8 protein-coding genes are annotated in these 11,420 nt (G+C 70.4%); 2 read left to right on the forward strand and 6 right to left on the reverse strand.

Annotated features, from left to right (window positions below; translation table 11 throughout):
* Positions 1–8 precede the first annotated feature (8 nt).
* On the forward strand, positions 9–1,841 hold the full coding sequence (locus tag HUT18_RS04900; protein ID WP_176098130.1) for an endonuclease/exonuclease/phosphatase family protein: 1,833 nt from the start codon (positions 9–11) through the stop codon (positions 1,839–1,841).
* A gap of 109 nt (positions 1,842–1,950) precedes the next feature.
* Here the strand turns inward: HUT18_RS04900 and HUT18_RS04905 are convergent, their stop codons facing one another.
* From HUT18_RS04905 to HUT18_RS34130, 6 genes are all read right to left on the reverse strand, one after another.
* The gene (locus tag HUT18_RS04905; RefSeq protein ID WP_176098132.1) at positions 1,951–2,646 is read right to left on the reverse strand and encodes a hypothetical protein; all 696 of its coding nucleotides are present in this window, start codon (positions 2,644–2,646) and stop codon (positions 1,951–1,953) included.
* A 303-nt stretch (positions 2,647–2,949) separates the two neighbouring features.
* Entirely contained in the window at positions 2,950–4,041 is a 1,092-nt protein-coding gene (locus tag HUT18_RS04910) for a hypothetical protein (protein ID WP_176098134.1), read from the reverse strand.
* 273 nt (positions 4,042–4,314) lie between these two features.
* Positions 4,315–5,304, reverse strand: a complete 990-nt coding sequence (gene dapD, locus HUT18_RS04915; RefSeq protein WP_176098136.1) for a 2,3,4,5-tetrahydropyridine-2,6-dicarboxylate N-succinyltransferase — start codon at positions 5,302–5,304, stop codon at positions 4,315–4,317.
* A gap of 110 nt (positions 5,305–5,414) precedes the next feature.
* Positions 5,415–5,741, reverse strand: coding sequence for a multidrug efflux SMR transporter (locus tag HUT18_RS04920; protein WP_176098138.1), 327 nt, complete (start codon positions 5,739–5,741; stop codon positions 5,415–5,417).
* A 77-nt stretch (positions 5,742–5,818) separates the two neighbouring features.
* A complete protein-coding gene (locus HUT18_RS04925; RefSeq protein WP_176098140.1) occupies positions 5,819–7,219 on the reverse strand; it encodes a serine hydrolase in 1,401 nt (466 codons plus the stop codon).
* 195 nt (positions 7,220–7,414) lie between these two features.
* Complete coding sequence (locus HUT18_RS34130; protein WP_176098142.1) at positions 7,415–10,591, reverse strand: BTAD domain-containing putative transcriptional regulator; 3,177 nt, start codon at positions 10,589–10,591, stop codon at positions 7,415–7,417.
* Between the two features lie 141 nt (positions 10,592–10,732).
* Between HUT18_RS34130 and HUT18_RS04935 the strand changes: the two genes are divergently transcribed.
* Positions 10,733–11,338, forward strand: a complete 606-nt coding sequence (locus tag HUT18_RS04935; protein WP_176098144.1) for a hypothetical protein — start codon at positions 10,733–10,735, stop codon at positions 11,336–11,338.
* The last annotated feature ends 82 nt before the right edge of the window (positions 11,339–11,420 follow it).

The raw sequence follows: 11,420 nt of genomic DNA on the forward strand, positions 1-11,420 counted from the left end.
GGATTCCCTTGCCCAGCAAGACCACTTGGCGCCTCGCCGCGCTCACCGTCGCCGCCGTCAGCACCGCGACCGGCGCCGTGGTGCTCTCCTCGCCCGCCTCCGCCGACGAGGTCCGCGTCCACGACGTCCAGGGCGAGACCCGCACCTCCCCGCTGGCCGGTCAGCAGGTGACCGACGTCCCCGGCGTCGTCACCGGCGTCCGCACCTACGGCTCCAAGGGCTTTTGGATCCAGGACACCGAGGGCGACGGCGACGAGGCCACCAGTGAGGGCGTCTTCGTCTTCACCAGCTCGGCGCCCCAGGTCGCCGTGGGCGACAAGGTGCTGGTCGACGGCACCGTCACCGAGTACGTGCCCGGCGGCGCGAACAGCGGGAACCAGTCGCTGACCGAGATCACCGAGCCGACCGTCACCGTGGAGTCCTCGGACAACGAGCTGCCCGAGGCCGAACTCCTCGACGCCGAGAGCGTTCCGGACGCCTACTCCCCCGAGGGCGAGGGCGAGGACGGCTCGGTCAACGGCCTGCCGCTGCGCCCGGACACCTACGCGCTGGACCGCTACGAGTCCCTCGAAGGCATGAACGTCCGCATCGGCACCTCCCGGGTGATCACCGCCACCGACGCCCACTACGAGCTGTGGGTCACCGTGAAGCCGAAGGAGCGCCCCACCGAGCGCGGCGGCTCCCTGTACAACGGTTACTCCGCGCAGAACGGCGGACGGCTCCAGATCCAGTCCCTGATACCCGCCGCCGACCAGGCCTTCCCCAAGGCCGATGTCGGCGACACCCTGGCCGGACGGACCGAAGGCCCCCTGGACTACTCGCAGTTCGGCGGTTACACGCTGACCGCGCGCAGCCTCGGCGCCGTCGAGAAGGGCGGCCTGAAGCGCGAGAGCACCCGCCCCCAGCAGCGGGACCAGCTCGCGGTCGCCACGTACAACGTGGAGAACCTCGACCCGACCGACCCGCAGTCGAAGTTCGACCGCCTCGCCGAGGCCGTGGTGCGCAATCTCGCCGCGCCGGACGTGCTGGCCCTGGAGGAGATCCAGGACAACAACGGCGCCAAGAACGACGGCACGGTCGCCGCCGACGCGACGCTGGAGAAGTTCACCGCGGCGATCGAGGCCCAGGGCGGCCCGCGCTACGAGTGGCGCTCCATCGACCCGGTCGACAAGGCGGACGGCGGTGAGCCCGGCGGCAACATCCGCCAGGTCTTCCTGTTCAACCCGGACCGGGTCTCCTTCACCGACCGCCCCGGCGGCACCGCCACGGACGCCGTCGAGGTCCGCGAGAACGGGGACGGCAAGGCCGCGCTCAGCGCCTCCCCGGGCCGTATCAGCCCCGACGCCGACGCCTGGAAGAACAGCCGCAAGCCGCTGGCCGGCGAGTTCGTCTTCCGCGGCCGCACGGTCTTCGTGATCGCCAACCACTTCGCCTCCAAGGGCGGCGACCAGGCCCTGCACTCGCAGTTCCAGCCGCCGGTCCGCGGCTCCGAGGAGCAGCGCCACCAGCAGGCCCGCGAGGTCAACTCCTTCGTCAAGGACCTGCTCTCGGTCCAGAAGAACGCCCGGGTGATCACCCTCGGCGACATCAACGACTTCGAGTTCTCCGCGACCACCCGCCTCCTGGAGGACGACCGCGCGCTGTACTCGGCGATCAAGTCCCTGCCGAAGAAGGCCCGTTACTCCTACGTCTACCAGGGCAACAGCCAGGTGCTCGACCAGATCCTGGTCAGCCCCGCCGTCCGCGACCGCGGCTTCTCGTACGACAGCGTGCACATCAACGCCGAGTTCGCCGAGCAGAACAGCGACCACGACCCGCAGGTGCTGCGCTTCAAGCCGTGAACTCCCCTGTAGCCGAGGGGACTTGCACGCTCGCATAGGAACGTGGCCCGCGTCCGCCCGGACGCGGGCCACTCGCGTTGTCGTGGCAGGACCTCGTCGTGGCAGGACTTCACTGTGCTCGGTGTGGTCGGTCCTCACGCGGGGCGTCCTCACCCTCGGCGGACGGGCCGGGCGGGCCGTTCTCCCCGCCCGCGAGTGCGGCGGATTCCGGACCGTCCGTACCGTCGCCGTCGCCGTCGAGTGCGGCCCGGGCGGCGGCCACGAAGCGTCGGCTGGTGGCGAACCGCACACGCAGCGCGGCGGAGCGGGCGTCGGGCGCCAACTCGACGGCGCTGAGCGGGACTTCATGGCCACTCTCGCGCTGGTCACCCGCGCCGAACGTCGCCCGTTCACCCACCGCCCCGGCATGCGTACGGAACTCCTCGGCCAGTCCGCGTACGACCGCACGCCCGGCCCCGGCCACCTCCTCCGGCCCCGTGAGCTGAACCCGGATCAAGGCCTCGTCGACGGCACGCCGCGCGGTGAACCCCGCCTGCCAGGGCAGGGGTTCGGCGAACGGGCGGGCCGTCCAGCCCTCGTCCAGGACGCGGTAGGCGGCGTCCACCCGGCCGAGGAACTGCTCGTAGGCCAGGCCCCGGGCCTCCCGGCGGGCAGCCGCGCGCTGCTCCGCACGCTCCTCGCGTGCGAGTGCCGCCTGGTGCCGGAGCTGCCGCGCGGTCGTCCGGGCGGACACCAGGGCGGCGAGCCCGGCCGCCGCCAGCGTGGACAGCGCGGTGATCAGGGCTACGGCGACGGTGGGGTTCACGGGGGCATTGTTTCGCGGGACCTCGGCGAATACGAGGGGCTCGTACGCACCGAGAACACCTCTCGAAGCCGCGAGCTTCCTCAACGTCGACGATCTCTATCTGTGGCCTACCCGTCGAGCGGCAGGCTAAGTGCCCCGATCATCGCCGAGCTAAACTTGTACCGTCCGTAACATGATGGGTTACTTATGGCATTTCGGTATCGCTGATCAAGAAGGCAAAGAATCAACGCAATAAACCATAATCAGTCGCATTAGAAGCAGCTTCAGGCAGTGCCACTCCCACCAAGCTGCAACACTTTACAGCTACCGGCGGAGCCATGCCGTCAACAGTGCTCCCACTACGACACCGAGGAGCGAGGCGCAAAAGGTTGTCACCCTCTGCACTTCCTGTGTGTGTTGCGACTCGAGAATATCCAGTGTCTTCTCAGCGGTTTCCAGTTCGGCTTCGAAAGTCTCAGATAATCCCTTATGCGTGTAGGGGTGGATGATTCGAACAGAGCGATCAGCGTAAACACTAGAAATGAGATCCTCATCTGCCCTGAGTTCATTCACTGCGGTCAACTTCGCCTGAAGCAGGGAAAGCCTGAGCCCCAGCAAGTCGCGCTTGTTCCGAAATACACGCCTAAAGTAGGCAATCACTCCGCGCTGCGCATAAGTATCCGCCAGACCTTCAGCAAGCCCGACGGTAGACGTGGCGCGCTTCATCCTCTTCGCGCTATCAATTTTTACGCGGTAGAACGCCGAAATTTCTGGAATCAGCCAAGCGAAAACAAACTCGAGCGCATTCCCTAAGGATGTGGAGCCCTGTTCGTAGCAGAATCTGAAGTCATGGTAGCCCGGACGCTCCTTCACATCTACCGAAATTCCGTCGACCAGCTGTTCACCCTGACTCCCGGCAGCCAGGTAGAAATTTCCATGAAACGGCGACGGCCCCAGCTTCCGGATTCGGGTTTGATCACCCTGAAGCTTTCCTATTTCCCGTTTCAGGAACTCTCTGACTACAACCAGCGACATGGATGGAGTTCGGAGAGATGCGTCAGCCCCATCGCAGATTACGAAAGTTACAGGATGGCGGTGATTAAAATACGTACGGACGATAAAGTCCTCCGTATCACCCACCTTCCGAGACGCCCTAAGCCCTGACTGCACTCGACTCGGAATCGTGATCCTGAATTTCATCACGCCGGCCTCCGGGGTGAATTCTTTTGACTCACCCCATGGCGTAATTCCCGATTTTGGCGCAAACCCTCTTGAAATATTTTCAAGCTCGAGATCTCTTATTGCAGGAATCGCCTCCAGAGTGGCGTGAACACCACTTTTCCACTCTTCGACATCTTTTGCGCCAACGACCTCTGGAACAATGCACCCCACACCGAATGCTGCTTCCGTTTGCATCAATCCTCCTGCCGACTCTGGGCCGCTACCACTCTATCGATCTTGAGTGGGTTTACAGTCACAACCATGCGGTACTCGGAACGAATGCAGCGACTCGATACGTGAATATGACGGCTCCGCAGCAGCGACCGGTTCTCTACCAACGCACGAGTGTCCTCGCAGGCCGTCGAGGACGGCCTGCGAGGACACTCGGTACTGACTAATGCCGACCTGTCGGCCGCTCGGCAGCAGGTCAGGAGTTGTAGGGCGGCGGCGGAGGACGGCGGCCAGTGGTCAGTTGTGGCTGTGCAGCACCTCGTTGAGCCCGCCCCAGACCGCGTTGTTCGGGCGGGCCTCGACCGTGCCGGTGACCGAGTTGCGGCGGAAGAGGATGTTCGAGGCGCCGGAGAGTTCGCGGGCCTTGACGACCTGTCCGTCGGGCATCGTGATGCGGGTGCCCGCCGTGACGTACAGGCCCGCCTCGACCACGCACTCGTCGCCGAGCGCGATGCCGACCCCGGCCTCCGCGCCGACCAGGCAGCGCTCGCCGATGGTGATCCGGACGTTGCCGCCGCCGGACAGGGTGCCCATGGTGGAGGCGCCACCGCCGATGTCGGAGCCGTCGCCGACGACCACACCGGCCGAGATGCGGCCCTCGACCATCGAGGTGCCGAGGGTGCCCGCGTTGAAGTTCACGAAGCCCTCGTGCATGACCGTGGTGCCCTCGGCGAGGTGGGCGCCGAGCCGTACCCGGTCGGCGTCGCCGATACGGACGCCCTTGGGCGCCACGTAGTCCGTCATCCGCGGGAACTTGTCCACGGAGGTCACCTGGAGGTGCAGGCCCTCGGCGCGGGCGTTCAGGCGCACCTTCTCCAGGTCGTCGACGGCGACCGGGCCGAGCGAGGTCCAGGCGACGTTGGTGAGCAGGCCGAAGACGCCGTCCAGGCTCTGCCCGTGCGGCTTGACCAGACGGTGGCTGAGCAGGTGCAGCCGCAGGTAGGCGTCGTGGGCGTCGAGCGGCTTGTCGTCGAGGGAGGCGATGACCGTGCGGACCGCGACGGTCTCGACTCCGCGCCGGGCGTCGGTCCCGACGGCGCGGGCGGCGCGCTCACCGAGGAGCTCCACGGCGCGCTCCGTGCTCAGCCGCTCGGTCCCGGCCGGGCCGGGCGACTCGGCGAGCTCGGGCGCCGGGAACCAGGTGTCGAGAACGGTGCCGTCCGCGGTGAGGGTCGCCAGACCCGCGGCGACGGCGCCGGTGGTACGAGGAGCAGTGGTGTCGGTCATGAGGGCAACCTAACCGGCCGGGGCCGCGATGGGCGAACCGGTCTCACCGGGCGGTCGCGGCCCGCACACCCGCGGCCGCACGGCACGGCGGCCCGGCCCGAGGGCTCCGGTCAGGCGTGCGCCCCGCCCGCCGCGTTCAGGACCACCACACCCGCGATGATCAGCACGATCCCCAGCGCCTTCACGGCGGTCATCGGCTCCCCCAGGAACAGCGCCCCGATGGTGGCGATGGCCGCCGTACCCGTCCCGGACCAGATCGCGTACGCGGTGCCGACGCTCAGCGTCCTGAGCGTCTGTGCGAGCAGGGCGAAGGCGATCACATACCCCAGCACCGTGCCCAGCGAGGGCCACAGCCTGCTGAACCCCTCGCTGTACTTCATCGCCGTGGTGGCCGCGACCTCCGCGGCTATGGCTCCCGCGAGCAGCGCGTATCCCATGCAGGCGAGGGTACGTGGCGGTGCCACCGGCATCGGAGGGGCCCGGGTCACGGGGTCACACAGGAATCACGCAGGAGTCATCGAGGTCGAGGGCCGCCGGGACCGGTGGCGCCGCTCCTGTCACCTGTGGGACCGTCCGCGGCTCCCGCGAGGGCCGCGGTGACGATGCGGCGGCTCATCGGCGACGGGTCCGCGCCGAGTTCGGTGGGTGTGAACGACCAGACCAGGCGGCGTTGCTGGTCGCGGGTGGCGAACATCGCACTGGCGTAGCCGTACGTCTCACCGGTCTTGCCCCACCAGGTGACCCCGGCCACCGTGGCCGTCTGCAGTCCGTCGCTGTACCGGGCCGGGCTCCCGTCGAGCATCCGCACCTCGGCGGGCGGCAGGGTGAACATCCGCTCCAGCCGGTGCGCGGGCAGCAGATCGCCGGAGAACAGGGCGGTGAGGAAGCGTTCCAGGTCCCCGGTGCTGGAGACGATCTCACCGTCGGCCCAGGAGCTGGACATGTCGTACTCGCTCACGTCCGCCCGTGAACCGTCCTTCAGATCGAGATAGCCGTGTACGTAACTGCCGTGCAGGCGTGGGTCGTTGCCGTGGCTGGAGGGGAACAGGGTGTGGTGCAGCCCCAGTGGGCGCAGCAGGCGGCGCCGGATCTCGTCGCCGTAGCGTCGGCCGGTGAGCCGCTCGATCACCAGGGCCGCGAGCACGTAGTTGATGCCGCGGTACTCCTGCCGGGTGCCGGGGGCGAACTTCAGCGGGCTGCCGGTGACCGTGGCGACGATCCGGTGGGGCGTCCAGCGGTCGTACCGGTGTCGCAGCACCTCCTCGGGCGTCCGCCACGCGGGAAGCCCCCGGTGGTCGGGCAGCCCGCTGGTGTGGTTCAGCAGATGGGCCACGGTGATCGCGGCGAAGTCCAACGGCAGCAGCCCGGGCAGGAGTTGACGAACCGGGACGTCCAGCCGCAGCCGCCCTTCCTCGGCGAGCTGAAGCAGCACGGTGGCCACGAAGGGCTTGGTGATACTCCCCGCGCGCACCCGGTCGTCGAGCCCGACGGCACGGCCGGTCCGCAGGTCGGCCACGCCGACGGTGCCCTGCCAGCAGCCCGCCGACCCGCTGACCCGTAACTGAGCGCCGGTGGACCGGGGTTGGGTCAGGTCCGCGAGGGCGGCCCGGAGGGCACGCGGGGACGGGGGTGGCAGGACGGCGCTGCCCGGCTGGGTGGACGAGGGGGTGGAAGGTGAGCCGGTCGGCGGGTTGTGGAGCGGTCGCTCATGGCGGTGCGCTCGGTCCCGCGCGGAGGCGGGCGCGGCGGAGACGGCCAGTACGGCGCCGGTGGCGGAGGCGAGCAGCGCCCTACGGGACGGCCGGACACCTCGCGAAGTCACAAGCCGCGGCGACTGCGGCGACTGCGGCTCAACACCCTTGTACGGTCGGGGAGTTGGGGTGCGCGCGGAGGTTTTGGCGGGTTCGAAAGTCATGCCGCAAGCTTCGGGCGGCCAGCGGAAGCAAGCATCGGGGGATTCCCCCAGGAGAGCCCGGATTCGCCGCCGGGGCGGTCTCAGGGGCGCGGGTGCCGTCGTGTGTACCAAACGGGCCTCGGCGCCGCGTCACCCTGTGCGTCCCTCACGCCCTCCTCCGCCCCTGCACCCTGTTCCTCCGTCCTCCGGCCCCTCCTACTCCTGTCCCTCCCGCCTTTCCTTCTCCTCCTTCCCCTCCTGCTCCTCCTCTCCCAGCACCTGTCGCGTCCACCACGGGACCAGCCGGCTCGCCGCCACCGTGTCGTGGTCCCGCAGGGCGGCCTCCAACTGCTCGTACAGATCGGGGTGTTCGGCCGCTCGCGGGACGGCGAGCGCGGCCTCGAACTCCTGCCGGGCCCGCACCCGGTCCCCCGCCGCCGCGTACGCGAAGCCCAGACGGCGGCGTACGTCCACCTCCAGACGGGTGCGGTGCGGCTCGGAGCGCGGCGAGATACTCGCGTGTACGGCGAGGGCCCGGCCGTGCAGCCGGACCGCCTCCGCGAGGTCGTCCGCGACCGTGCCCAGCCTGGTCAACGCCACGGCCAGCAGCAGCGGTTCGCCGATCTCCCGCAGCAGTTTCTCGGCACGCAGCAGCACGGCCCGGGCCTCGCCCGGCTCACCGAGTGCCTCGTAGGTGTCGGCGAGGGTCAACAGGCGCTGGGCCACCGGCATCGGACGGCCGTTGCGCTCGGCGGCGGCGAGAGCGGCACGGGCGTCCGACAGCGCGCCGTTCACGTCCTGTCGCAGGAGCCGGCTCGTCGACCGTACTTCCAGCGCCACCGACACACCCCAGGCGTCGTTCGCGCGCTCCAGCGCCGGGATCATCTTCTCGGCGTCCGCCGCCGCCGCGTCGAACCGCCCCTGCCACACGTCCTGCACCCCGAGGCCGGTCAGCGCGAACGCCACCGTCCGCTCGTCCCCGCTCTGATGACCCAGGTCGAGTGCCTGCCGGAACCACGCGCTGCCCCGGTCCACCCAGCCCTGCAGATAGTCCAGCTTCCCCAGGGACAGCTTGACGGCGCCGAGCGGCAGCGGATCGCCGATGCGCTCGGCGGCCCGCAGTGCCGTCGTCAGCACCGTACGGCTGTCGTCGAACCGGTCGCGGTACATGAGGTAGTCCTGCAGCGCGAGGCCCAGCCGCACGGCGAGCGCGTCCTCGCCGTGCGCGGCGGCGAACTCCGGTACGTCGGGCAGGTCCGCGCCCACCTCGCTCAACCACCGCGCGGCGTCCCGCCGGTCGGTGAACCAGAACGGGCCGCGCTCGGGCACCCGGGCGTCGTCCCCGAAGAGTTCGCCCGCCTCGGTGTACAGCTCCAGTACGGCGCGGCGGGCCCGGGCGGTCTCCGCGGGTTCGGCGTCGGCCAGGTTCCGGGCGTGCACCCGCACCAGGTCGTGCAGGCGGTAGCGGCCCGGGCCGGGCTGGAGCACCAGGCTCGCGTCGTACAACTCCTCCAGGACCGTCTCCGCGTCGTCGACGCTCATCCCGAGCATCGCCGCCGGTGTCCACACGTCGAACTGTGGCGTCGGCGCGTACCCCATGAGCCGGAACGCCCGCTGATGGGTCTCGCCCAACTGCTCGTAGGACATCCGGAAGGCGGCCTCCACGCTGCGGTCCCCGGCGCTCAGTTCGGTCAGGCGCCGTTCGTCGCGGGCCATCCGGGAGGCCAGGTGCGCGGGCGACCAGGAGGGCCGGTGCTGCAATCGCGCGCCCGCGATCCGCAGGGCCAGCGGCAGACCGCCGCACAGCCGGGCCAGGTCGTCGACCGCCTGCGGATCGGCATCGGCGCGCGCCTCGCCGATCAGGCGGCGCAGCAGGCCCCTCGCCTCGGCGGCGGGCAAGGCCTCCAGCGTCACCCGCCGGTCCGCGTCGAGACCGGCGAGTCGCTGCCGCCCGGCCACCAGTACGTGGCTGCCCGGGCCCGCCGGAAGCAGCGGCCGGACCTGTGCGGCACTGCCCACGTCGTCCAGTACGAGCAGCAGCCGCAGCCCGCTGGTGGCGTCACGCCAGGCGGCGACCAGCTCGTCGAAGTCCTCGGGAACGTCCGCGTCCGCCATGCCGAGCGTACGGACCAGCCGCTGGAGCAACCGCTCGGTGGCGGGCCGTTCGCCGCCGGGCGAGTGGTGCGTACGAAGGTCGAGGTAGAGCGCGCCGTCCGGAAAGCGCGGGCGCAGCGTCCACGCGGCGTGCACGAGGAGCGAGGTCTTCCCCATGCCCGCGGGACCGTCGATCGTCGCGACGGTGACGGCGTCGCCCGGCCCGGGTGTGGCCAGCACGGCCAGCTCGGCGGCACGTCCGGTCAACCCGCCCGCGTTTCCGGGGAGTTCGTTGACCGCTCGGCGGGTCACGAACCCGGCTTGTGTCCTCGGGAGGCCGGGGTGGGCGGGGGGTGGGGGCTCGGGTGTGGGTCCGGGCGCGGGCGTGGAGGCGGGCGTGTGCGCGGGTGCAGCCCCGACACCGAGGTTTGCCCCGGCCCCGCCTCCGGCCGCCGACTCCCCCGCCCCATCGGCGGCCTTCGCTGCGGACGCATCCGGTGCCCCGGCGCCTTCGAGAGCGACCGGACCGCCGAGCACCGCCGTGTCGTCGTGCCGGAGTACCGCCGCGTGCAACTCCCTCAGGGCGAGGGAGGGTTCGGTCCCCAGGTCCTCGCGCAGCCGCTGCCGCAGCCCCTCGTACGTGGCGAGGGCCTCTCCCTGGCGGCCGGTGCCGTACAGCGCGCGGATCCTCAGCGCGAGCACCGACTCGTCGAGCGGATCGGTGTCCTGTGCCAGATCCGCGAGCGCTTCGCTGCCGCGGCCGAGCCGGATCAGACAGTCCAGCCGCCCTCGCCGCAGCGCGCCGCGCTCGATGAGCAGGCGCTGCCGTTCCCCGGCGGCGTACGGTCCGGGCAGCCCGGCGAGCGGTTCGCCGCGGAACAGACTCAGCCCCTGTTCGGCGGCGGCAAGGGCCCCCGAGGCGTCGCCGGAACGCAGCAACCGCCCTGTGTCGGCGGCGAGTTCGTCGAGCCGGGTGGTGTCGAGGCCGACGGCGGCGGCGAACCGGTAGCCGCCGAGGCCACTGCGGATCACCGAGCCCTCCTGCCCGACGCCCGGCTCGTCCAGGGCTCTGCGCAGGGCGTACACATAGCTCGGCAGCACCCGGTGGCCCGTCGGCGGCGGCTGATCGCCCCACACGCCGTCTATCAGCCGGTCGTTGCCGACCGGCCGCCCGCCGTGCAGCACCAGGGCAGCCAGCACCGCCTGTCTGCGGCCCGGCCCGATCGCCACCTCCCGACCGGCCCGCCAGGCCTGCACCGGACCGAGCAGCGCGATCCGCAGGTCCTCCTGTGCGCCCACCGTCAACTTCCCCCTGATCCGCCTGGATCACTGGATCATCAGAACTTCATCGCTATTGCATCGGCGCATCGCAGAGTTGGCAAGCCAGCGCAGGGGTCATGCCGGTGCTGGTTCCGCACGGGGGTCGGAACCAGCACCGCCATGAACCCTGCAATTACCCGCGCCCAGCGCGCCCGGTTCGCGGAGCCCGTCATGACCCCGGAGCTTGCCCTGATACTGAGCCGCCGCGGCCTCGTGCTGCACGGCTGGAGCGAGGGCAGCTTCCGCATTCGCACGGTGGACGGCCCCGTCGTGGGCCGCGCCGAGGCCGGAGGCGAGGCCTGGAACGCCTGGGCACGGCGCTACGACGGCCACCACGCCTTAGTGGCCACCGGCCTGCCCGGCCGCGACGCGGCGGTCTGCGCCGTCGCCGACCACGCCATCTGGGAGGACCTGACCCGCCTCCAGCCCCCCGAGAGCCCCCGGAGGTACCCCATGACGGGCACGGCACGCCGCCGCCTTCACAACCTCACCCGGGACGCCCACAAGGCCCGCGCCGCGGGCGACACGCTGCACACCGTCGAACTCCGCCTCAACCCGCCACGCTACGGAAAACAGGCCGCCCGCCGGACGACCCGCGGCGTCGACGAGGCGATCCGGGCGGTCGAGGGGGCGGGGTGGCAGTGCTGTGGGGTGGAACCGTGGCTGGGAACGGGGGCATTGCTCAGTTTTGTGCGGACACCTGGGCCATGGCCCACGGGCCGGTGAACCCGCCGTACGAGCCCGCTTCGCCCGTCGCCGGACGCTCGAACCCGTGACAAGCACCCAGGTCCGCCATCGGGCAGAAGGC

This window comes from Streptomyces sp. NA04227, assembly GCF_013364195.1.
Classification (GTDB): domain Bacteria; phylum Actinomycetota; class Actinomycetes; order Streptomycetales; family Streptomycetaceae; genus Streptomyces.

What these genes read in the sequence shown, in the direction of transcription:
- HUT18_RS04910 (WP_176098134.1), bottom strand. Translation starts at nt 4,041, where the DNA reads ATGCAAACGGAAGCAGCATTCGGTGTGGGGTGCATTGTTCCAGAGGTC.
- dapD (WP_176098136.1), bottom strand. Translation starts at nt 5,304, where the DNA reads ATGACCGACACCACTGCTCCTCGTACCACCGGCGCCGTCGCCGCGGGT.
- HUT18_RS04920 (WP_176098138.1), bottom strand. Translation starts at nt 5,741, where the DNA reads ATGGGATACGCGCTGCTCGCGGGAGCCATAGCCGCGGAGGTCGCGGCC.
- HUT18_RS04925 (WP_176098140.1), bottom strand. Translation starts at nt 7,219, where the DNA reads ATGACTTTCGAACCCGCCAAAACCTCCGCGCGCACCCCAACTCCCCGA.
- HUT18_RS04935 (WP_176098144.1), top strand. Translation starts at nt 10,733, where the DNA reads ATGAACCCTGCAATTACCCGCGCCCAGCGCGCCCGGTTCGCGGAGCCC.